The sequence below is a fragment of the Actinoalloteichus hoggarensis genome, assembly GCF_002234535.1.
In the GTDB taxonomy this organism is placed as follows: domain Bacteria; phylum Actinomycetota; class Actinomycetes; order Mycobacteriales; family Pseudonocardiaceae; genus Actinoalloteichus_A; species Actinoalloteichus_A hoggarensis.
Window position 1 is genome coordinate 6,262,621 of record NZ_CP022521.1, and the last position, 21,841, is coordinate 6,284,461.

Below are 21,841 nucleotides of genomic sequence, written 5' to 3' on the forward strand. Positions count from 1 at the left end.
CACCTCACGTTCCACCGCGCCCGCACGTCTACCTGATGTGAGCATGAAGCCCTTCGAGCAGATCGTCACCGAGCACGGGTCCATGGTGCTGCGCGTGTGTCGGGCCGTCGTCGGCGAGGCAGACGCCGAAGATGCCTGGTCGGAGACCTTCCTCGCCGCACTACGGGCATACCCGGACCTCGACCGCACCGCCAACGTCCAGGCCTGGCTGGTCACCATCGCCCACCGCAAGGCGATCGACATCACCAGAACGCGCGCCAGAGACCCCGTCACCATCGCCGAGGAGGTGCCGGACCGACCCGCCACCACCGGGCTTCCGGAAGCGTGGGACCACGATCTCTGGAGCGCCCTCCAGGCGCTGCCGCCCAAGCAACGCCAGTCGGTCGCCTACCACTATCTGGGCGGACTGCCGCATAAGGACATCGCCGAGATCACGGGCGGGACCGCCGAGTCGGCACGCCGCGCCGCTGCCGACGGCATCCGCACGTTGCGCAGGACGTATGCAGGCCGCCCCGGATCACGAGGAGAGACCAGATGAACCATGTCGCCGAGCCGGAGGCCGCCACGCTCCTCGAGCCGATCAGCTTCGTCGACGTCGCGACGACGGAGCGCCTCCACGCACGCTTGGCCACGGCAGCAGGAGCCGCCGGACTGGTCGACGTCGTCTACCGCACCGTCGACACCCCTGTCGGCGTCCTGTTGCTCGCCGCCACCAGGCACGGACTGGCCAGGGTGGCCTACGCATCCGAAGATCACGACCATGTTCTGGAGATCCTCGCCGAGCGCATCAGTCCACGCATTCTGCATGTTCCCGACCGGTTGGAGGAGGTGATCAGACAGCTCGAGGAGTACTTCGAAGGCAACCGCAGGCGCTTCGACGTTCCCTTGGACCTCAGCCTCTCAAAGGGGTTCCGACAGACCGTGCTGCGCACGCTGCCTGCGATCGACTACGGCCGTACGGCCAGCTATGCCGAGGTCGCCGTCGCCGCGGGAAGCCCCAAGGCGGTGCGCGCCGTCGGGACGGCCTGCGCGACCAATCCCCTGCCGGTGGTCGTTCCCTGCCATCGAGTCGTCCGTTCCGACGGTTCCACCGGCGGCTATGTCGGCGGCGCCGAGGCGAAGCACACTCTGCTCGACTTGGAGACCGCATGACGATAGGAGCGACGCAAGGCAGCAGAGCCCGGCCCTGCCAGGCACAGGTGAACGATGCGAGGAAGGAGGGCGGAGCGACGCCGGCGGGAGGACGCCGGCGGGAGAACGGCGGCGGGAGGACGGCGAGCGGCGAGGCGGCCGTCGAGACCGGCCGACGGCTTCCATCCCACGACCGTGCCGCAGGTGTCAGGAGGAGGCTGCGGGCCGGGACACACGCCGCGCCGCTCGACGGCCGGAAGACGACCAGCGTGTCGACGGGCACACGAAGGGGCGCGCGCAGGTGCGGAGCATCCGCGCCAGCGGGAGGTCGGTCTTCCCCGGCAGAGGCCCAGCCGGACCCGTGGCCACACCGAGGGGCGACCGAACACCACCATCCGGAGGCTGGGACAACCGTGGACTCACTTTTCGCCGCAGGCCGTCGTGAGCTGAGTGCGGGCGCCGTTCACGTGCCCGGCTGGCTCGATCCGTCGCTGCAGCGACGACTGGTGGCGGCGTGTCGTGAATGGGCGCGCGGGCCGGTGCCGATGCGGGCGGCCGCGATGCCGGGCGGCCGTCGAATGTCGGTGCGCACGGTGTGCCTGGGTTGGCATTGGCAGCCATACCGGTACACCCGTACCGCGGGAGACGTGAACGGAGCGCGGGTCGCCGAGCTACCGTCCTGGCTGGCCGATCTGGGCAGGTCGGCGGTGGCCGCGGCATTCGACGACCAGGCGGCGGGCGCGGGCTACGCACCGGATGCAGCGCTGATCAACTTCTACGACGAGCACGCGAGAATGGGGATGCATCGAGACGCTGACGAGCGGTCAGCGGATCCTGTGGTGTCGTTGAGTCTCGGCGACTCCTGCCTCTTCCGCTTCGGCAACACCGAGACGCGAACCCGTCCCTATAAGGACGTCACACTGGCGTCTGGGGATGTTCGTCTTCGGCGGATCCGCACGCCTGGCATATCACGGCGTTCCGAAGGTCTATCCGAACACGGCGGACCCGGAGATCGGCCTGTCGGCCGGCCGAGTGAACATCACCCTACGAGTCACCGGGCGGTCGCAGCACAGCCTGGGCGAACAGCACGAGGACAGGGGTTCGACGAACCCACCGAAAGATGAGGACCGATGAGCCAGGAAGACCACACTCCGTCCGCTGACGGCACTGTGCTGTGCGCCGACGGGCTGGCCCGACCACCCTGGGCAGTGAACGATCCGCTGCTGCGTGACTATTACGACACCGAGTGGGGAATGCCGGTTCACGGTGAGCAAGAACTTTTCGAACGGATCAGCCTCGAAGCGTTCCAGGCGGGCCTGTCCTGGGTGACGATCCTGCGCAAGCGACCGGCTTTTCGCACCGCGTTCCGCGATTTCCACCCGGACACGGTGGCCGCGTATTCCGATGCCGACGTAGAACGACTGATGTCCGACACCGGAATCGTGCGCAATCGCGCGAAGATCCTCGCGACGATCGGCAATGCCCGGGCGACACTCGACCTGCGCTCCGACGGAGGGCTGGACGCCTTCATCTGGTCCTTCAAACCTGTCGCCACGCCGAAGCCGCGCACGATAGCCGAGATACCGACGAGTTCGCCGGAGTCGATCGCGCTGTCGAAGGCCTTGCGCAAGCGGGGCTTCTCCTTCGTCGGTCCTACGACGATGTTCGCACTGATGGAGGCTGTCGGCATCGTCGACACCCATCTGCTCAGCAGCCACCGCCGAGGCGCCTCGGGTGTGTGGCCCGAAGACTGAGACGCCGTCGGATGCCATACCTACCCGCCCATCCCGTCCGCGCGCTGCTGTCCGACTCCGTCATTCGAAGGGCGCCCAACCTCAAATGATCAGACCGCGACGAGACAGTGCTGTCTCGAACAGCCATCGGGCTGTGTCGACGACCTGCGGAACCGACGCGGCGGGACGAGTCGCGACACCGAGGCGCCTGCGGAACCGGCTCGTCGGAGTTCCCGTGTTGTCGAGTGCTCCGGACTGCTTCCGGATGGCCGGTCTGCCTGTTCCGTGCGCTCCCCCGCTCCACGGCGGGAAGTCGGTCGATCCTGGAAGCCCGAGCAGGCACGCCGACGCGGCGTACGCGGATTCGCGGAGGTCACGAGTCGGAGAGTCGGCACACGTCCGGAAGGGGCTGACCCGTGGGCGCCGCCGCATGGCCGCGGCGCGAACATCGTCGGAACCCCGATCGCCTACCGGCCACGCCGGGGAACGCCGGGGAACGCCGGGACTAGTAGGGAGATCAGGGCATGACGAGTCGATCACGTCGCCCACGCGGCGCCGAGCCGGTCGACGCGCCCGCGCAGGACCAACGGCCATCCCAACGTGCCCGACTCGCGAAACCGCTGCTCGCCGACACGGCCGGCCCGCCGATCAGACGGAACCGATGAAGACGAGTCACGAGGAGAACGAATCGTCGGGCTGATGAGGCAGCCGGATCGTCCAAGGCGCTGAAGCCGACGGAGTGCCTTGCGCGGGACGGTCACCTCCCGCAAAGAAGCTCCCAGCCCGGCGCGCGGGCGCCGGCCTTCGCCTGTGGCTCCCCGGGGCCGACCGATCCCGGCGACCGTCGGCCAGACGACGACGCGACCGAGGTGCGGAGCGGAGCAGCGGAGCAGCGGAGCAGCGGAGCAGCGGAGCAGCGGAGCAGCGGAGCAGACCATATGTCAGCGTGCCGACTCGGCTACCAGACCGACCGAATCACGTGGTGACCGGTTCCACCAGAGACCGAACCACCAGATCGACCAGGCCACCCGGCTTCCAGACCAGCCGGCCGCCGGACCACCCGGACCACCCGGACCACCCGGGCCAGCCGGACCACCCGGACCAGCCGGCCGGCCAAACCGCCGAGCCGACCGGATCCTCATCCTGGGGCGTCGCCGGTCGGTTCGAACGAGACCGGCGGAGTCGTCCTATGAGTACGGAGTCGAAGCCTGCACGGCCTCGCGCGCCCATCGGCCTGGTGGCAGGGTCTCGCCGTTCGTGTCACAGGCCGGTCGCCGTCCCGACGCAGCGGGCCCGGGAACCGAATTCACCATCGGACGTACTCGATTCGACGTCGATCCGTGTGAGGACGGCAACGGCACTGGTGGGAGCGGCAGAATACTCGGCACGCCTTCTTTCCACGGTGTCCTCGGTGACTTGTCGCTGGTCGCGCCCACGGTACGAACTCCACCAATCCATCCGGCGGGCGACCACGAGTCGGGACACCACAAGATCACCTATCACTTTAGGTGACTGGCCAACGGGAAATCACTCGTATGGTGAAAGATTGGCCGCCTTTCCGAGTGGTTAGTGGCGGCGCCTCTCGTGATCGACCGACGAAGCACCGACTATGGGAATGCGTACTGATCACACGTGATCTTGGGACGAGGCCAGTCATCCGCAGGTGGTGGTGAGGGTGCTCCGCACCGCGACAGAGCACGGCGACAGGCTTCGGCTGCGCCGAATCGGGGTGCGGTTGGCCGTCGTGGCCGGGATCGTGGCAGCCGGCTGGCTGGTGTTGTCCGCATCGGCGGGCACGGCGGAGGCCGTCGAGCTGACAGGCGATCCCAGCAGATCCGCGAGCCGGACTGTTATGCCCGGTGCCACCGTGTCGGCCGCCTCGCTACGTGCCGATTCGTCCGGGAGCACGGCGTCGTCGGACAACGCGGGACCGGACAACGCGGGGGCGTCGACCCGCGCCAGGGGTCCCGCACCTGCGGCTGTGCCTGGTGAGCCGCACCCGGCCACCAGTGGGGGGATCGACAACGATCAACCGACCACCGCGCCGGGGATGCCACCGTCGGACACGCGCGGTATCGCACCGGAGGAAAGCAGTGCGGTGCCGGTGCCGCCGACCTGCGAGGCCTCGGCGGCGAATAGCGCGGCCCACCACGACGTGTCGGCGGCGTCCGCGCAGGGCACCACGTCGAACAGCGGGGTACTTCTCGCGGCCGCGCCCCCTACCGGTGTGGTCGGGGCCGGGGCGGACGCGGTAGGTACGGCGTCCGCGGGGACGAACTCGGTGGAGGCACGCCCGAGTCTGAGCGAAACGTTCGACTCGGGCGGCACCGACGCGACCGCAGAGGATTCGACCGGCGAGGATTCGACCAGCGCGGACCCGGCAGGCGAGAAGCCGGCAGGCGTGACGCCGCGACCTACGAATCCGGCTGACACGGCACAAGCAGGCCCGAATTCGACACACCCGGCCCCTGCGCACTCGATTCCGGCGACGGGAGCCCTGCCGTCGGAGCCGGCGGCGATCACGGACTCGGCGACGGTGTTCGGCGCCGAACCGGGCCACGCGCCCTCGCCCGTCGCAGCCGGCCTCGGGACGGCGGTGGCGCCCGGCCACTCGGCGGCGGTACTCGACGCGCCGATGCCGGCGACGACCTCGAGCGAGGCGGACTCTCCGACGAGGCATCCCGCCGAGGAAGCCCAGCCCGGTGAGGCGACGGCCCCTGGGGCGGCGGCTTCCTGGGCGGCGTTCGCCCCGTCGCCTGCCGGGGCCTCGTCACGGCCTGTCTCGTCACGGCCTGCTGTCTCCGGACAGGCCGTGTCAGGCGAGAGGCCCGCAGACACGGATCCGGCTTCGAACAGCCTGAAGACTCACGTGGACCGTGTCCCCACGCTGTCCGGTTCGCTCTCCGGTGCCGGACTCGGTGACCAGGCGATCACCGTGCTGGACGACGTCGTGACGCCGTTGCGCGCGGGACTGGCCGCCGGGCCGGTCATCAAGATCAGCTCCTCCCGACCCGGCATCCTCGTCGATCTCGCCGAGCTGCCCGCCGTTCTGCCGGCGGAGTCCCAGGCTTCGGTGCTGTTGCCGGAATCCGTCGACATCTCGGTGCTGTTCCTCCCCACCACGCTGTCGGCGTCTTCGCCGGTCCCACCGCCCTCGGATGGTCCACGTCCGCCGGGGCCCGCCCTCGAGGACGACGCGCAGAACGGCCCACCGGAGCGGTCTGGGGACTGCGACGGGTCCGCGTCGACCGCCCCGGCCGAGGGAGGCCCGGCAGGCCTCGACTCTTCGGTGATAGGAGGCTCCGAACAGGCGGTGACGAGCGTGCCGCCGGCTTCCGTTCCGTCGTCGGTCGATGCGCCCGCCGCATCCGAGAAGGAGTCCCCGGCGTCGCCGGGTTCGGAGCAGTTCGCGGGGAACCCGGCGATGCCGTCCTCGGCATCGGTCGGAATGGACCACGGGCCGCAACGCGGCCTCCATGGCGTGTTGACCTGCCAGGCGAATCTGCCCGAGCCCACGCTGTCCGCTGTTCCCGAGGACGACTTCGGCGGCCCGACCGGCGATCTCAGTCGCCGCCCGGCCCCTACTCCCGACTGACGTCCGCCGACGCGGGCCAGGTCCCGCGCGTGGCCGTCGGCGTGGTGGCAGCCGTCACCCCCGCGGCTCACGGACCTCGCCGAACTCGTCGATCCACGCGTATCCCTCCTTCCGGTCAGCACCCTTCCCGGCAGCCAGGAGTCCTCTCCGCCGACCCTGCCGAAGACGAACCGACAGCGGATCGGCCGAGACAAGGCCATCCGTCGGCATCCGGTTCATGAACATCGTCGGCCGGTCCGCCGGCCGACGGCGACATCGTTCACACCGCCCGAGCACGCAGTGTTCGGGTATCCGAGACAGCCGGCGTGATGCCGGCCCTCCCCGGCGCGTCGAGGGGCCGTGCCGGTGAGCAGATCGCGGGGCGGGCCTCGGCCCGCCCCGCGATCCCCGGGGGAAGAGCGGGCCTGCCCGCGCTGCGCCGCGGTCGGCCGTGGCGCTCGAGCGCCGTCTCCAATCAGTCGGAACTGTCGCCTCAGGTCACCGGCAGAACGGGCCCCTCGTGTTCCGGCCCGTCTTGGTCGGCCAGTTCGGCCGCCACCAGCCCGAGTCGTCGGATCGCCTCGCGCAGCTGCTCCGGTGGCAGGGCGTACGGCAGCCGGAGGCGATGTCTCAGTCCCCCGTGCGCGGCGAATCGATCCCCCGGCACGATGCGGACGCCCCGATCGCGCGCCGAGGCGGACAATCGCACGCTGATCGGCGCGCCCAGATCGCACCAGAGTGACAGCCCGCCTGCGGGGCGCCGCACCGACCAGCCCGGGCAGTGCTCCCGGACGAGGTCCATCGCGAGGTCACGGCCGTGTGCGAAGCTCGCCAGCCGCCGGGTCACGACAGTGGACTCGTCGGTGAAGGCCTCGGCGTAGAGCTCGGCGAGCACGAGTTGTTCCATGATCGGCGATCCCAGGTCCATGCCGAGCCTCGCCGCGCCCAACCGGTGCACGAGTTCGGGAGTCGTCCGGACCCAGCCCAGTCGGAGCCCTCCCCAGAACAGTTTGCTCGTCGATCCGATGGTGATGACCTGGTCTGGTGCCAGGGCGGCCATCGGTGGCGGAGCGACCTTCGCTCTCGGGACGACGGCGGGATCATGATCGAGGTCGAGTTCCACGAGGGTCTCGTCGACGACGGCCATGGTCCGGGTACGTCGAAGCAGCGCTGCCAGTCGGTGTCGCTCCGGCGCCGTCATCCGGAGGCCGGTGGGGTTGTGGAAGTCGACCATCAGGTAGGCGAGGCGAGGCGCCGCCTGGCGGACGGCGGCCTCCATCTCGGTCAGGCACCAGCCGTCCTCACGGAGCGCGGTGGCCACGATCCGTCCGTTCACCGCGTGGACGGCCTCGTAGGCATTGGGGTAACCGGGCTGTTCCATCAACACGCGATCGCCGGGACCGACGAGCATCCGCAACACCAGGGCGAAGGCATGCTGAGCGCCGTTGGTGATCATGATCTGCTCCGGCCCGGTGGGGAGGCCACGCCGAGTGAAGCGGTCGGCGATCAGCTCACGCAGCTCAAGCAGCCCTTGCAGTTGATGTCCGCCGCCCGCCAGGAGAGGGGAGAGTCTGCGGGCCGCACGGTCCACGGCGGCGGGGAACTCCGGTATCGCCGCCGGACTCGCCAGGGCGAGATCCAGCGGGGCGGGCTCGGACATCGCGGACCAGCCGCCCGGCTCCCGCGTCGCGGCCTGGACCGTCACCCAGGTTCCCGCTCCTTGCCTGCTGGCCAGTAGTCCTTCGTCGCGGAGACGGTCGACGGCGGAGGTCACCATGGTCCGACTGACCGCCAGGCTCGCGCTCAGCTCCCGTTCCGAGGGGAGTCTGGTGCCCGCCACGAGGGCGCCCTCCAAGACGAGCTGACGCAGTGAGGCGGCGAGCCGCGCCGTGCCCTGTCGGCCGCTGCCGTCCCGCCATGGTCCGAGCAGGGCGGCGAGGCGGGTCCCGGAGATGCGGCTACCCGGCGGCAATACAGTCGACATGAGGCCAATTCTTCCCGATTGGCCCGAGATACAGCAGGCCATAGCCGCGCAGGATGGCGACATGGCAGCGAACGGCTCCCGTATTGATCTCTCCACACTTCCCCTGGGCGATCGGCCTGCGTCCAGAGCGGCCCGGCTGATACCCGGTCTCGTCCTCTACGGGGCGAGCATGGCCGTCATGGTGCGCAGCGGCCTCGGCCTGCCGCCCTGGGACGTGCTGCACGAGGGTCTCTCGGGCAGACTCGGCTTGAGTTTCGGCCAGGTCACCGCACTGACCGGCGGCCTCGTACTGTTGGCCTGGATACCGCTGCGGCAGCGTCCCGGCATCGGGACCGTCGCGAACATCCTCGTCATCGCCCTGGTGGTGGACGCCGCCCTGGCCGTCCTGCCCACGCCGCGGACCGTGGTCGTGCAGTCGATCTTCCTGGTCACCGGGGTGGTGCTGAACGGCCTGGCCACCGCGACCTATGTCGGCGCCCGACTGGGCCCGGGTCCCCGCGACGGTCTGATGACGGGGCTGGCCGAACGGACAGGCCGTTCGGTGCAGTTGGTGCGCACGGCCATCGAGGTCCTCGTGCTCACCGTCGGTTGGCTCCTCGGCGGCACGCTCGGCCTCGGCACGGTCTGTTATGCCGTGGCCATCGGGCCCGTCACCCAGTTCTTCCTGCCTCTCGTGGCCGTCCGCTCCCGTCCGACCGTCCGACGGCCGCGCGACGGGGCGGCGACGGCGACGCCGCGGCCCGAGGACGCCGTCGTAAAGCCGTCCCCCGCACCGTCCCCCGCACCGGCGCCCGTCGACCCCGGGTCGACGACCCCGCCCGCCCCGGACCATCGCTGTACGACGTCCTCGGACTGACGGCCGCTGGGACGCACGGACGCCGTGAGAGTCCGCGTCGAGCCGGCCGGATTCGCGGCGCCCGCCGCCGTAGGGTGAGCCGATGCCGACTGTCGAGGTGGCCGAACGGCCGGGCACCGTGCGCTCCGAAGACCGTGTGATCGTGCTGCCGCAGGCGGTCGTCCTGCTGGACGGGGCGACCACGCTGACACCCAGAGAACGGGACGGCGGCTGGTACGCCGAGCGGCTCGCGAACGAACTCGCGAGCAGACTGCCCGCTCACGGCGTCGATCTGCGTGCTGTGCTGGCCGAGGCGATCTCGACGCTGGTGGCGACGTACGACCTCGTCCCCGGTGATTCGCCGTCGAGCACGGTCGCGCTGCTGCGTTGGGACGAGGACCTCGTGGAAGCCCTGGTGCTCGCCGACAGTCCGGTGGTGGCCTTCACCGACTCGGGTGTCCGCCCGGTGACCGACGGCAGGCTGGCGGGCCTGCGCCGTTCTCGTGGACCGTCCGTTCCCGATTCCCCGGGAGCGGCGGGACGACCCGACTCGAGCACGGCCGAGCACACGACGCCCGCCGGCGGCTTCCGGGAGCGCCTGCGCACGGGCGGCGGTTTCGGCACCGGGCATCGGGAGGCGCTGGGCGCCGCGATGGGTCGGACGGCGCGCCTGCGCAATGTGCCCGGCGGATTCTGGGTGGCCGAGGCGCTGCCCGCGGCGGCCTGGGAGGCGGTGGTGGCGAGCTGGCCGAGGTCGACGGTGCGGGAGGTGTTCCTGGCCAGCGACGGAGTCTCCTGCGGGGTGGACGACTACGGTCTCTTCCCCGACTGGACCGCGTTGGCCGATCGGGCCGGGTCGGCGGGCGTCCAGACGGTGCTGGACGACGTGCGGGCCGCCGAGGAGTCCGACCCGGACGGACGGCGGTGGCCCCGGGCCAAACGCCACGATGATCAGAGTCTCGTGCGAGTGGTCCTGCGCTGATCTTCCGAGGTCGGCGGCTCGCCCGCACCGGGCGCTCCGGCGGCGACGCAGCGGGGATGCCGTGCTCGGGAACGGATGCCGGCCGCCCGATCGACGACGTCGCCAGCTCCGAGTCTGCCCGTCACCGACGCACGCGCTCACGGCGGTCCGGTTCCCGAGGGTCGCGTGGCGGGCACCCCACGCCGTCACCGTCTCGCACCGTCCGAGCCGGTACGCAGGATGCTCGAGCGAGACGCCGCTCCGACGTCACGATCGGGCTGGTCGGTGGCAGGAGAGGCGCCGAGCCGCCGACGTCCGTGTCCGTTCCCTGCCCTCGGCGCCGTCCGCCGCCGTCATCGGCGAAGTCGTCGGGGCGCCGCGTGACTGCGCAGCGCCGGCGCCACCGGTCTGCCCCTCAGCAGCCCGTCGAGCCCCGATTCCAGGCCTTTTCGATAGACGTCCAGTGCACGGGCCACGGCTTCGACAGTGGCGGCGACGTCGTCGTCGGTGTGCGCGGCCGAGATGACGAAGGACTGGCCCAGGACACCGTTTCTGAGCAGTTCCTGGAGGAACAGGGTGCGGAACGACTGGCTGGGCAGACCCGATGCGTCCCGGGTGGTGAAGACCAGACAGCTGGGCCTGCCGACGGCGGCGACGAAGTCGGCGACGCCCAGCTCGGCGGCGGCCCGGTTCACCCCGGCCGCCAGGGCGGCGCCTTGGCGCTCCATCACGCCGACCGGGTCGTCGCGGCGGTAGGCCGCGGCCACGGCGCGGAAGGCCGCGAGCGACACGGTCTCGGCTCCGTGCGTGGTCGAGAGCAGGAACACCCGGTGTTCGTCGGTGGCGAGCCCGCCCAGTTCCATCAGTTCGCGGCGCCCGGCCAACGCCGAGATCGGCAGCCCGTTGCCCATCGCCTTGCCGAAGCAGGAGAGGTCGGGCGTCACCCCGTAGACGGCCTGCGCCCCGCCGGTCGCCCAGCGGAAGCCGGTGATCATCTCGTCGAAGACTAGCACCGTGCCGGTTCGGTCGCACAGTTCACGCACGCCGGCCAGGAAGCCGGGGGCGGGCTCGGTCAGTGCGGTGGCGGCCTCCAGCAGGACGCAGGCGATGCGGCCGTCGTGCTCGTCGAGCAGTGCGCGCAGTGACTCGAGATCGTTGTAGCGGAATCGCACCGTCGTGGCGTGGGCGGCGGCCGGGATGCCCGCGTTCATCCCGACGCCGACGATGAACCAGTCGTCGGCGGAGAAGAAGGGCTGGTCGGCGCAGACGGCGACCAGTTCCCGACCGGTGGCGGCCCTGGCCAGCCGCACGGCGGCCGTCGTGGCGTCCGAGCCGTTCTTGGCGAACTTCACCATGTCGGCGCCGGGGACGAGGGAGAGGAAGTCCTCGGCGGCGGCGAGTTCGAGTGTGGTCGGGCGGGTGAACCCGGTGCCGTCGGCGACGGCCTGCCGGACAGCCTCGACCACCGACGGACAGGCATGGCCCAGGGTCACCGACCGCAGCCCCATGCCGTATTCGACGAACCGATTCCCGTCGGCGTCCCATACTCGAGCACCCGATCCTCGAACCAGGACGGGCGCCATTCCCTCCGGATACTGATCGGAACCGCGTGCGTAGGTGTGTGCCCCGCCGGGCACCAGCTCGTGGAGCCGTCGTTGCAGCAGTTCTGATCGGGCGAAGGAAGGCTCGATACGTTCTCGTGCGGCCATGTCACCATCTTCGCTCTTACTCCAATGCCCAGACATCCCACCCTGATGTCGGAATATAGACACTCAGCGAAATGAAAAATCGGCCACTTCTACCCCGATAGGGGTCACTTGATCTGATGAGGGCACGGCAATCGTCGGCACTTCTCGTGTGCGGGCACGATTCAGCCATGCCTTCGGATATTCCTACGGCGCTTATCCTCGGCATCCCGGTGGCCCGGCTGACGCCTGTCCAGGCCCGCGCCGAGGTGGCCAGGCTGCTCGACCAGACCGGCCCCGCGCTGCTCTGCTACGTCAACGCGCACTCCGCGAACGTCGCCACGGCCGAACCGGCGTACCACCGGGTACTCCGCGACGCCGACCTCGTGCTCAACGATGGATCGGGGATGGCGACGGCGGCCCGGTGGCACGGCACGCCCTTTCCGGCGAACCTGAACGGCACGGACTTCACCCCCGAGATACTGCGGCTGGCCGCCGACCGGGAACTGAGCGTCTTCTTCCTCGGCGGGGAGGACGACGTCGGAGCCCGAGCCGCGGCGGCCCTGACCGAACGCATTCCCGGTCTGCGATCGGCGGGCAGCCTGCCGGGGTTCCCCCCGGCGTCGGACGAGGCCGCGGTAGTCGCACGTATCAAGGCCAGCGGGGCGGACGTGCTCGTGGTGGGAATGGGCAATCCCCGGCAGGAGCTGTGGCTCGCCCGGAATCTGCCCGCGACAGGAGCGCGACTCGGGGTGGCCGTCGGTGCCTTCCTCGATTTCGCGTCGGGACGAGTGCCCCGCGCACCGCGCTGGATGCGCCGCCTGAGAATCGAATGGCTCTTCCGCCTCTGTCGCGAGCCCCACCGGTTGTTTCGGCGTTATGTCCTGGGGGGTCCGCTGTTCCTCGCCAGGGTCGCCCGCGAACTGTGGGCCCCGGCCCGACCGCCGACGGACCACGCCGACTCGGCTCCCGGGTCCGTCACGCCCTCCCCGAGGCAGGACGGCGAGCCCGGCCGGGTCGGGCAGCGCTCGCACGATCCACGCGAACGCCTGCTGCCCGACACGGCGAACGGACACGGAGTCGGAGAGGACCACTGATGCGAGTCTGCTTCGTCGGCACCTATCCTCCGGATCGATCGGACCTGGGCGGCAGCGGCTGGGTTGATCGTCGGCTGCTCGCCGCGCTGCGGGCGGAGGGACACGAACTCGAGATCGTCAGCGTGACCGGACCGCCCGGCGAACGTCGCCTGCCGATGGAGCGGATCGCGCCGACCGTGCCTCGGGCGGCCGTCGGTTCCGATTCGTCGCCCGCCGTGGGCATCCGTGCACACGGCATCCCGATCCGATCGGCGGGCCGCGTTCCTCTCGAGGTCCGAAGCGATGCGGGCAGGCTGGTTCGGATCGCCCTCGGGATGCTGGTGAGCGGCGAGCCCTACCTGAGCCGCAAGTTCACCGCCTTTCCCGGCTGGGCCGATGCGGTGTCGCTGCTTCAGGCACGCGCCAAGGGCCGTCGGGTGATCACCAGCGGCTGGCCCGGCCTGCTGCTGGCCGAGCATGCGCGCGTCGAGATCGCGGCGCACATCGCGCACAACGTGGAGACCGTCATCGCCAGGGAGCACTCGCCGCGGGGGCTGCGGCTGCTCGGCGAGGCCGCCCGACTCGATCGGGCCGAGCGGCGACTGCTCGGCAGGCCCGGCAAGGTCTACGCGCTGTCCCGTCTCGACGCCGAGCGCCTCGACGCCTGGGGGGTGTCCGCGCAGCCGATCTCGGTGCCGCTGTGCCCGCGAGCCTCGGATCGTCTGCGAGCGGCGACGGCTCCCAACACGATCGGCTTCATCGGCAAGGCGGCCTGGCCGCCGAACGCGAGGGCACTGGCGGCGCTCCTCGGCCCCGTGCATCGGCGGCTCGACGAGCTGGACGTGCGGCTCGACTACGTACTGGCCGGGCGGGGCACCGAGGCCTTCGCCGATCACCCTCGGGTGCGGGCCGCGGGTCCGGTCGAGGCGGTCTCGGACTTCTACCGCCGGGTCGGGCTGGTCGTGGTTCCCCGCTTCGGCGCCGCCACCGGTATCAGCGTCAAGGTCCTGGAGGCCGCGGAGCACGGGGTGGCATCGGTGCTGCCCGCCGCCCTCGCCGAGGCCATCGACCCGGCCGGACCATGGCTGATCGCGGACGATCCGGCCGAGACGGCGGAGGCGATTCAGCGCTGGCGACGCGGCGAGCACGTTCCCCCGGTCGTGCCGTGGGCCGAGAGCCGCTCAGCATGGACGACGCCCGCCGGTCTGTGGTGCTGACCGGCGGGCGTCGGCGGCGGAGTCAGTTCAGCGACAGCAGTTCGCGCGCGATGTCGGCCGAGAACTCGCCGGAGGCCGTGCCTCGGCCGATGCCGCAGTCGCCGTCGGAGGTTCCGGGGTGCTTGATCCAGAGTCGGGCGTCGGCGGCCTCGTCCTCGGTCGCGAGCCTCGGCGGCTCGCCCAGCCTGCGGTCGGGCGGGTTGCACCAGTCGTCGCCGGGGCCTGCCCCGTTGCGGCTGGTGTCCACCACGTAGCCGGCCTCGACGTCGTGGTCCGCGCTCAACAGTCGACGCATCTCGTTCGCGAACTCGGTCGTCCGCTCGTCGGTGTTGTAGTTCGAGACGTTCACCGCGAAGCCCCGGGCGTTCTCGATGCCCGCGGCCGCGAGCCGTGGCGCCATCTCGGCGGGCGAGTTGTGGACCCCGTCGCCGCCGTCGAGGTAGACGGCGGTGTTGGGCGCGTGCTCCGCCAGCATCTCGACGGCGTAGGAGAGCAGCGAGAGTCGCTCTTCCTGGAGGTCCGCGGACAGGCAGGCAAGGTGGATGAGGGAATCCGGCTCCAGGATCAACATGGCCGCGTGGTCGCCGAAGGCGGGCACCAGTTCCCGGTCGATCCAGTCCCGGTAGTCGCGAGCGCTGGTCGCGCCGCCGGAGGAGTGCTGGCCGCAGTCCCGATAGGGGATGTTGTAGGCCACCACGACGGGCACCTTGTCCTCGTCTGCCGCCGCCGCGACGAAGGCGCTCAGCTCAGGACCTGACCCTCGCGCCACCCAGTAGGCGACCGGTTGCGAGGCGACCTCCCTGTTCAGCAGCACGGCCAGCGGGTCGCGCGGATTCTGGCTGACCCATTGATGCACCCCGGTCCACTGGTCGCCGTAGAAGCCGTTGAATCCGGTGATCTCCGCCGGGTCCCGATCGGACCCCAGCCACTGCGGCCAGTCGGCCAGCGCGGGAACAGTCGAGTCCGCGGGCGTCTGAGTGACGGGCGGGGCCGGGTCGTCCGGTGTCGGGGCCGGCTCGACGTCCGGTGTCGCCGGTGGTCCGGGCACCGACGGCAGGGTGAAGAACGGCCAGGATTCGCCGAAGGGCCACCAGCGCTCGAAGTCGAAGTCGATGGAGACGGATTCCACGGTCTCCTGCGCGGGTGACGGCCTGGGAAGTCGGGCGTCGTCGTCCCACCAGCCGAACAGGCTCAGCACCGGGGCGAACACCATCACTGCCTTGGCATAGCGAACCATCCTGGACCTCCCGCTCCGCCGACCGCTTCCAGTCGCTGCCCCTCTGGTACCCCGGCTTTCCATCGAACCTCACTGGTAGCGTCGACATCACTCCGGAGAGTGAAGAATCTTCGGTTTCCGTGTGGCCGGGCTCCCCTGCACCGCGACCGGTGCGGGGAAGGCCTCATCGCGTGGCATCGCCCGAGGCAGCCTCCGGTCGTGCCGCCCCGGCGGCGCTTCGGACCTGCTGGACCACGCCCGGCGGGACTTCAGCCGGCGGGACCGCGTCTGCCGGAGTCACACCTGCCGGAGTCACGTCCGCGGGGATCGCGGAGCCGCCGATCCCCGAGCCGTCCCGCGCCGCGTCGCCTCGGGCCGACCCGCCTGGCACCGAACCGTCCGGTGAGGAGCCGTCCCGCACCGAGCCGTCCCACGCAGGCGTCTCGGCCGCTGTCGTACCGGTCGTGCCCAGGGCGGCGGTGACCCGGTGCTGGGCGCGCAGCACGCCGCCGGTGACGACCGCGCCGACGACCAGTCCGCCGAGAAGTATCTCGATCAGCACGGGCAGTCCCAGGCCACGCAGTCCCGTCAGGACCGCGCCGCAGCCCAGCGCCGAGAACAGCGGGACGGCCGCACCGCCGACCACGGTGCGCAGCGAGACCCGTGCCCGGCGCAGGGCCAGCAGGTGTATCGGGAGGGCGACGAGCAACGCCGCGGAGGCCTGCGCCCAAGCGACGCCCGCCAACCCCCACACCTGTGCCGCCCAGATCGTCGCGGGAATCGATGCCGCCGCCCAACAGGCGAGCAGCAGCACGGAGGAGGCCATCGCGTCGACGGCGATCAACAGGGAGAAGACCAGCTCCGCGATCACCCTGGCGACCGAGACCAACGCGAGGCCGGACAGCGCCGCCGAGGCGAGCGACCACCGAGGCCCGTAGACCACCTCGATCAGCGGCTCGGCCAGGATCGCCAGCGCGACCCCGCCGGGCAGCACCACGGCACACACCAGTCCGAGCACCGCCGACACCGCGCGGGACAGATCGTGACCCGCGTCCCTGGCACGGGAGAAGGTGGCCAGAGCGACCCGCTCGACGGTGGCCGACACCAGGACCGCGGGCCAGTTCGCCATGTTGGAAGCGAGATAGAAGAACCCGAGAGTGCCCGCGCCCAACAGGCTGCCCGTCACCGCCTGCGGCGTGGCCTGGACGACGACCAGCAGGACCGAGGCGCCCAGCATCGCCGCGCCGCACCGGGTGATCTCGGCGCCATGGGCGCGGTCGAAGCCGAACCGCGGCCAGACCCGAGCCAGGCCCATGACCAGCACGACGGTCACCACCGTCCCCGTCACGTTGCCGATCACCAGCGCCCACGGTCCCAGGCCGCCGAGGGCGAGCAGCGTGGTGACGGTGAGATTCACCGCCATGCCGGACACGTCCGCCACCAGCCGCCGTGCCTGCCGCAACTCCCTGGTCAGCATCGCGGCGGGCACGGAGGCGAACCCGTCCAGCAGGAGTGTCACCGCCATGACCCGGATGAGATCCGTCGCGGCGGGGCTGCCCAGCAGATCGGCGAGCCAGGGTGCGGAGACCAGGCAGATCACCGCGCCGACCGCGCCCCACAGCACCGACAGCGTCCACGCGGTGGGCAGCACGGCGTCGATCGCGTCGGCCTCGACCGCCTCGGCGCCGACTCCGTCGACGCCCGTCGTCTCCGCGTCCCTCGACGAGGACGTCTCGTCCGCGGAACGCGGGGCGTCGGCCCCCGTCTCGACGGCTGCCTCGACCGCACGAGGGTCGCCCGCGACAAGCCGATCGGGGCCGCCGTGCACCGCCGCGAGCCCGACGGAGGCCCCCGCCTCGGGCCGGGCGGACGTCGGATCGGACGTCGCCCGAACAGGGGCGTCCGGGCGACGTACCAGGGCGGCGGCAGCCCCGAGGTCGTTGACCGTCAACAACAGCTGCGCGACGACGAGTGCGGCGGCGTACACGCCGAACTGTTCCGGAACGAGCAGCCTGGCCAGCAGCATGCCCAGCAGGAAGGTGCCCGCCCTGGACAACACCGTGTTGAGCAGGCTCAGCCGCAGACCGCGGCGGAACCGGCCGCCGAGGGAGCGGGTGTCCCGCCGGGCCCGCCCTTCGGAAGCCTCTCCCGCGGTCTTCCCCGGCGGCTCGGTCTCGGAGCCCCCGGCGGGTCCGCCTCCCGCGTGGACGCTCACCATCGACTCCTTGCTCGGCCGGCGCCCGCATCACCCCGCCGCTCGCGCGGACGGCCGCGGACTGCGGAACACACGCCCCGGCCGCGACCGGCGAGCCGATGGCGGCAGGCATTTCCACGGCAGTCGGCGCCCGGACGCCGGTCGGCACGTGATCTGAATGAGCCGAGCGCGTCGCCCGGCGCCCGACGGACGCCCGGCCCGTGCCGCCCGCCGATCACGACGGCGTCCGCTCGTCGCGCTGATGCTCGCGGATCACGTCCTCCGGGACGCGATGCCACTCGGTGAAATAGCTCCCGTCGTGGACCGCGTAGTCGACGGTCACCACGGGGACGTAGGTCACCACGACCCGGCGGGACAGCCGGTGGACCAGCTCCCAGTCCTCCTTGGGATTGACCCACTTCGGCCTCGCCCACGGATCGAAACGCAGCCGGGCCGACCGCCTGGCCACGATCGAGTTCGCGTCGACCCAGGAGTCGTCGGAGTGCGCGCGCCGGGAGAAGTCCCGGCCCAGCACGTCAAGCTGCGAACCGTCCTCTCGGATTCGCCGCACCGCCGTGTACACCAGGCCGGAGCCGGCGTGCAGCTGCCGCAGCGTCCGCTCCAGGTGATCGGGGCGCCAGGTGTTGTCGTCGTCCAGGAACGCGACGAAGGGTGATCGGGACAGCCGTATCGCCACATTGCGAGGCAGCCCACAGCTGCCGTGATTGGCCGCGAGCGTCAGCACGGTGAGCCGCGGATCGTCCGGGAGGACGCCGAGCTCTCCGCCGCCGTCGTCGACCACCATGATCTCGACGTCGGTGACCGTCTGATCGAGGACGCTCCGCACGGCGCGGGCGAGGCGCTCCGGACGTCGATAGGTGGGGATCACCACGACGACCTCGGCGGCGGGAAGCCGGGGCAGCAGCGGTCGCAGCCTGCGCACCTCCGCCTCCTCGGCCCGCCGGTCGGCCCGGCGCCGCGCGGCGAAGCGCAGCCGCCACCAGCGCTCGGCCACCACGTTGCGCCCGATCAGCCTGCGCAGGACGTCCTTGGCCACCCTCGGCAGCGCACGGTGCCGGGCGCTCACGGCCGTGCTCCCGTCTCCTCGACGACCACGCGAGCAGGCGGCCTGCCGCCCGTCGCCGGGTACGACGGCAGGCCGCGTACCAGCCGCGACCGGCCACGCAGCAGTGCGCCGAGGGCACGTCGATGCGTGGCGCGGCAGAGCGGAAGCCGCAGCAGCGAACCGACCACCAACGCGAGCCAGCCGAGCCGCGCGGCGCCCCGGCCCTCCCACCTCGCCAGGTGCACCACCCGGTTCGTGACCAGCTGTGCCCACAGCTCCGGCGCCGTCGTGGAGGCGCCGCCCCGGTGATAGACGACGGCCGAGGGCACCTGCCTGATCCGCCAGCCCGCATCGGTGACGCGCCTGCAGTAGTCGACCTCCTCGGAGTAGAGGAACAGGTCCTCCCGCCACCAGCCGATCCGCGACACCACCCTGGACGGCATCAGCAGGGCCGCGCCGTTGGCCCAGTCCGCCTCGATCACCGCGCCCGGGGTGATTCGTTCGCCGAGCGCGGGTATCCGACCCGCCACGCCGCCCAGCAGCGCCTCGCCCCACTGCCGGAGCGCGGTAGGCCGCCGCCGCAGCGTCGCCTCCCGTACCCCGTTGGGCCGCCGGACCAGGGGGACGGCCATGCCGACCGCGGGGTCCGCGCACGCGGCCAGCAGCGCGGGCACGGCTCGCGGCGTCAGATAGACGTCGGCGTTGAGCACGAGGACGGCCTCGCCCTCCCGCGCCAACGCGAGGCAGGTGTTCACCCCGGCCGCATACCCGAGGTTCGCCTCGTTCGTCACCACCTGTGCGTACGGCGCCAGTCTGCCCACCAGCCCGACCGTGTCGTCCGTGGAGCCGTTGTCCGCCACGATCAACCGCCAACCACGCAGGCCGTCCATGGCGGCGGGCAGGCTGCCCAGCAACGCGGGCAGGTCGCGCTCCGAGTTGTAGGTGACCACCGCGACCAAGACCGTTCCGTCCGCGAGCTCAGCGCGCATCGGACAGACCCCCTGTCATCGAATTCGAGTCGTGGCGTGACGCGAGCAGTGCCCCCGCCACGCCGATCAGCAGGAAGAACGAGCCGAGAAACTGTGGGAAGGCCAGCGCGTCGAACGTGCCGAGGCACAGCGCGCCGACGACCGTCGAGGCGAGGACCGCCCAGCCCGCCGCGGCGCGCTCCGAGCCGCCGGGCCGCCCCGGCCCGCCGATCGCCGGCCGGCCGGACGACGAACCCGCGTCGCCCTCCCGAGACGACGGACGTTCCGGCCGCCGCCAGGTCGCCCAGGCCGCCGTCATGGCCGCCGTCAGCAGGGCGACCAGACCGACCACGCCGGGAAGCCCGGACTCCACCGAGGTCAACAGGTACTGGTTGTCCAGATAAGGCTGCGGCGGGGCGAGATACGTGCCGAAGCCCTGCCCGCTCAGCGGCGCGGCGGCGAGCCGATCCGAGACGTAGGCGTAGTCGTTCAGCCTGGCCTGCACACTGTTGTCGGTGGGAGAACCGAGGACGGTGCGGTGCAGTACCGCGCCGAGCCTGGGCCGGTAGAGGACGGCGACACCGAGCAACGCCGCGAGCGCCGTGCCGAGCAGCGTCCAGCGCAGCAGACCCAGCACGGGCAGCAGTAGCACCGCCACGACGGCGATGCCGAGCAGCGCGGTACGCGAGATCGTCGTCAACGCACCGAACACGAGTAGGACGCAACAGCACCGCCACACCAGTCGACGCCTGGCGTACCAGGACAGATACAACGCGGGCGGCAGTACCAGGGCGCACAGCCCGGCGAGCTCGATCGGGTGGTTGGCCAGGCCCATGGCCCGCAGCAGACCACCGCGAGCCAGATCCGCGTCCCAGAGTCCCTGGAGCTCCAGTCCCGGCGGCACGAGCACCGGGCGCAGGTCGACTCCGAGCCCGAAGTGGATGACGGCCACCGCCGCCGACGCGGCCGTGCCCAGGACCAGGGCGGCGAGCACGACACGAACAGACCGTTGATCAGCGAGTCCGTCACAGGCCAGCAGCAGCACCCCGAAGGCCAGCAGGATCAGCACCACGTGCCGGTCCGAGGCCGCGAACAGCTCCGTCGGGATGCCGCCGGCCGACGCGCCCGCGTGGGCGGCTGCGAGCAGCACGAGGAAGAGCATCGCCGCGCCGCGCACCCGGTTTCGGCTGGTCCGCAGTCCGAGACCGCCGACGAGTCGAGCCAGCAGCCACCAGCCGAGTGCCGCGCAGGCCACCAGGCGTGCCGGTGTCAGCGCCCCGCCGACACCCGCCAGGACCGCGGTCTGCGGGAGCGCCAGCGCCAGCGCGAACACGGCGAGCAGCAGCGCGGGTCGCACGACGATCAGGCCCGCCGTCGGCCGGGGCGACGGGGCGGAGCGGACGAGCAGTCGAGAGGTCACCGCGAGTACTGACCTCGTGGTGGACTCGCGGACCCGTCCGCCGACCGAGCCGCCCTGACGCGGTCGTACACCAGGACGCCGCCGATCACCGCGGCCAGTCCGAGCCCGAACACCAGCACCACCGCGCGCAACTGCGAGGCGCGGGTGGTCGTGGCGAGGTCGGCGGGCAGCACCTCGCTGAGCACGACCCGATCGCCGGGTGCGACGCCCGAGGCGTCCTGTCGACGCGTCAGCTCCTCGCGGGCCCGATCGATGACGATCGCGCTGGTCCGCAACGCGGCGTCGGGTTCGGCCGCCGTCACGGTGACCGTGAGGAACGGGCTGTCCTCGGCGAGCTGCCCGTCCTCGTTGGACACCTCGATGTCGCCTACGGCGCCCGCCGCCGCCAGTTCCGCGCGCGTCCTCGGCGCGTCGAGCACCGTGACCACCAGCCCGGCGGCCTGTGCCTGGGCCCGGTCGACCTGCGCGTACGGATTGCCGCCCTCGGGGCCCGGCTGGGTGAGCACCAGCAGCACCCCGGTCACCCGATGCTGGACGGGCACGAGGAACACCGTCGCGGCACAGAGCGCCAGCAGCACCGTGATCAGCGCGGTCGTCAGCCGCCACCGCCTCCGCAGCACCCGGACGATCTGCACGGCGTCCATGCCCGACGCCGGCGGCGGGTCCGCGGGAGGTGCCTGCCGCAGCCGGCCGCCGACCGCCGTCGCCGTCCGCGCCGCCCTGGCCATGCGCTCGGCCCTGGCTTCGGCACAGACGGTCCCGGATTCCTCCCTGATCACTA

16 protein-coding genes and 1 pseudogene are annotated in these 21,841 nt (G+C 71.4%); 9 read left to right on the forward strand and 8 right to left on the reverse strand.

Annotated elements, in window-relative coordinates; translation table 11 throughout:
• The first annotated feature begins 43 nt into the window (after positions 1-43).
• The 5 genes and pseudogenes from AHOG_RS26635 (at position 44) to AHOG_RS28940 (ending at position 6,459) form a co-directional block, all read left to right on the forward strand.
• On the forward strand, positions 44-538 hold the full coding sequence (locus tag AHOG_RS26635; protein ID WP_093943760.1) for an RNA polymerase sigma factor: 495 nt from the start codon (positions 44-46) through the stop codon (positions 536-538).
• Positions 535-1,152, forward strand: a complete 618-nt coding sequence (locus AHOG_RS26640) for a methylated-DNA--[protein]-cysteine S-methyltransferase (RefSeq protein ID WP_093943761.1) — start codon at positions 535-537, stop codon at positions 1,150-1,152. Before AHOG_RS26635 ends, AHOG_RS26640 begins: the two co-directional genes overlap by 4 nt.
• 392 nt (positions 1,153-1,544) lie before the next feature.
• Positions 1,545-2,265: pseudogene (locus tag AHOG_RS30175) on the forward strand (alpha-ketoglutarate-dependent dioxygenase AlkB family protein).
• Complete coding sequence (locus AHOG_RS26650) at positions 2,262-2,885, forward strand: DNA-3-methyladenine glycosylase I (RefSeq protein WP_093943762.1); 624 nt, start codon at positions 2,262-2,264, stop codon at positions 2,883-2,885. The pseudogene AHOG_RS30175 and the gene AHOG_RS26650 overlap by 4 nt, the downstream one beginning before the upstream one ends.
• A 1,654-nt stretch (positions 2,886-4,539) precedes the next feature.
• A complete protein-coding gene (locus tag AHOG_RS28940; protein WP_157737058.1) occupies positions 4,540-6,459 on the forward strand; it encodes a hypothetical protein in 1,920 nt (639 codons plus the stop codon).
• 472 nt (positions 6,460-6,931) lie between these two features.
• On the opposite strand, the gene yczR is transcribed toward AHOG_RS28940, so the two are convergent.
• A complete protein-coding gene (yczR, locus tag AHOG_RS26670) occupies positions 6,932-8,422 on the reverse strand; it encodes a MocR-like transcription factor YczR (RefSeq protein WP_093943766.1) in 1,491 nt (496 codons plus the stop codon).
• A 61-nt stretch (positions 8,423-8,483) separates the two neighbouring features.
• Here yczR and yczE point away from each other — a divergent pair, with 61 nt between their 5' ends.
• Both yczE and AHOG_RS26680 read left to right on the forward strand, forming a co-directional pair.
• The gene (gene yczE, locus AHOG_RS26675; protein ID WP_093943767.1) at positions 8,484-9,278 is read left to right on the forward strand and encodes a membrane protein YczE; all 795 of its coding nucleotides are present in this window, start codon (positions 8,484-8,486) and stop codon (positions 9,276-9,278) included.
• An 82-nt stretch (positions 9,279-9,360) separates the two neighbouring features.
• On the forward strand, positions 9,361-10,239 hold the full coding sequence (locus AHOG_RS26680; protein WP_093943768.1) for a hypothetical protein: 879 nt from the start codon (positions 9,361-9,363) through the stop codon (positions 10,237-10,239).
• Between the two features lie 332 nt (positions 10,240-10,571).
• Here AHOG_RS26680 and AHOG_RS26685 read toward each other — a convergent pair whose 3' ends face one another.
• Positions 10,572-11,927, reverse strand: a complete 1,356-nt coding sequence (locus AHOG_RS26685; protein WP_093943769.1) for a glutamate-1-semialdehyde 2,1-aminomutase — start codon at positions 11,925-11,927, stop codon at positions 10,572-10,574.
• Positions 11,928-12,094: 167 nt separating this feature from the next.
• Between AHOG_RS26685 and AHOG_RS26690 the strand changes: the two genes are divergently transcribed.
• Together AHOG_RS26690 and AHOG_RS26695 are read left to right on the forward strand one after the other, a co-directional pair.
• Positions 12,095-13,000, forward strand: a complete 906-nt coding sequence (locus AHOG_RS26690) for a WecB/TagA/CpsF family glycosyltransferase (protein WP_157737059.1) — start codon at positions 12,095-12,097, stop codon at positions 12,998-13,000.
• On the forward strand, positions 13,000-14,196 hold the full coding sequence (locus AHOG_RS26695) for a glycosyltransferase (RefSeq protein ID WP_169725911.1): 1,197 nt from the start codon (positions 13,000-13,002) through the stop codon (positions 14,194-14,196). The genes AHOG_RS26690 and AHOG_RS26695 overlap by 1 nt, the downstream gene beginning before the upstream one ends.
• 22 nt (positions 14,197-14,218) lie before the next feature.
• Here AHOG_RS26695 and AHOG_RS26700 read toward each other — a convergent pair whose 3' ends face one another.
• The 6 genes from AHOG_RS26700 to AHOG_RS26725 form a co-directional block, all read right to left on the reverse strand.
• Positions 14,219-15,433 carry a glycoside hydrolase family 6 protein gene (locus AHOG_RS26700; RefSeq protein WP_157737060.1) on the reverse strand — a complete coding sequence of 405 codons (1,215 nt, stop codon included), beginning with the start codon at positions 15,431-15,433 and terminating at the stop codon, positions 14,219-14,221.
• 163 nt (positions 15,434-15,596) lie between these two features.
• Positions 15,597-17,630 (reverse strand): oligosaccharide flippase family protein, encoded by a 2,034-nt coding sequence (locus AHOG_RS26705; protein WP_093943773.1) that lies wholly within the window; start codon positions 17,628-17,630, stop codon positions 15,597-15,599.
• A gap of 211 nt (positions 17,631-17,841) precedes the next feature.
• Positions 17,842-18,693 (reverse strand): glycosyltransferase family 2 protein, encoded by an 852-nt coding sequence (locus tag AHOG_RS26710; RefSeq protein ID WP_157737061.1) that lies wholly within the window; start codon positions 18,691-18,693, stop codon positions 17,842-17,844.
• Positions 18,690-19,661, reverse strand: coding sequence for a glycosyltransferase family 2 protein (locus tag AHOG_RS26715; RefSeq protein WP_093943775.1), 972 nt, complete (start codon positions 19,659-19,661; stop codon positions 18,690-18,692). The genes AHOG_RS26710 and AHOG_RS26715 overlap by 4 nt, the downstream gene beginning before the upstream one ends.
• The gene (locus AHOG_RS26720; RefSeq protein ID WP_093943776.1) at positions 19,651-21,060 is read right to left on the reverse strand and encodes an O-antigen ligase family protein; all 1,410 of its coding nucleotides are present in this window, start codon (positions 21,058-21,060) and stop codon (positions 19,651-19,653) included. Before AHOG_RS26720 ends, AHOG_RS26715 begins: the two co-directional genes overlap by 11 nt.
• Entirely contained in the window at positions 21,057-21,839 is a 783-nt protein-coding gene (locus tag AHOG_RS26725) for a hypothetical protein (RefSeq protein ID WP_093943777.1), read from the reverse strand. Before AHOG_RS26725 ends, AHOG_RS26720 begins: the two co-directional genes overlap by 4 nt.
• Positions 21,840-21,841 lie beyond the last annotated feature (2 nt).

Bases quoted from the DNA above. Each gene is read 5' to 3' on its own strand.
- AHOG_RS26635 (WP_093943760.1), top strand. From the start codon at position 44: ATGAAGCCCTTCGAGCAGATCGTCACCGAGCACGGGTCCATGGTGCTG.
- yczR (WP_093943766.1), bottom strand. From the start codon at position 8,422: ATGTCGACTGTATTGCCGCCGGGTAGCCGCATCTCCGGGACCCGCCTC.
- AHOG_RS26640 (WP_093943761.1), top strand. From the start codon at position 535: ATGAACCATGTCGCCGAGCCGGAGGCCGCCACGCTCCTCGAGCCGATC.
- AHOG_RS26650 (WP_093943762.1), top strand. From the start codon at position 2,262: ATGAGCCAGGAAGACCACACTCCGTCCGCTGACGGCACTGTGCTGTGC.
- AHOG_RS26680 (WP_093943768.1), top strand. From the start codon at position 9,361: ATGCCGACTGTCGAGGTGGCCGAACGGCCGGGCACCGTGCGCTCCGAA.
- AHOG_RS26685 (WP_093943769.1), bottom strand. From the start codon at position 11,927: ATGGCCGCACGAGAACGTATCGAGCCTTCCTTCGCCCGATCAGAACTG.
- AHOG_RS26715 (WP_093943775.1), bottom strand. From the start codon at position 19,661: ATGCGCGCTGAGCTCGCGGACGGAACGGTCTTGGTCGCGGTGGTCACC.
- yczE (WP_093943767.1), top strand. From the start codon at position 8,484: ATGGCAGCGAACGGCTCCCGTATTGATCTCTCCACACTTCCCCTGGGC.
- AHOG_RS26700 (WP_157737060.1), bottom strand. From the start codon at position 15,433: ATGGTTCGCTATGCCAAGGCAGTGATGGTGTTCGCCCCGGTGCTGAGC.
- AHOG_RS26695 (WP_169725911.1), top strand. From the start codon at position 13,000: ATGCGAGTCTGCTTCGTCGGCACCTATCCTCCGGATCGATCGGACCTG.
- AHOG_RS26690 (WP_157737059.1), top strand. From the start codon at position 12,095: ATGCCTTCGGATATTCCTACGGCGCTTATCCTCGGCATCCCGGTGGCC.
- AHOG_RS26705 (WP_093943773.1), bottom strand. From the start codon at position 17,630: ATGGTGAGCGTCCACGCGGGAGGCGGACCCGCCGGGGGCTCCGAGACC.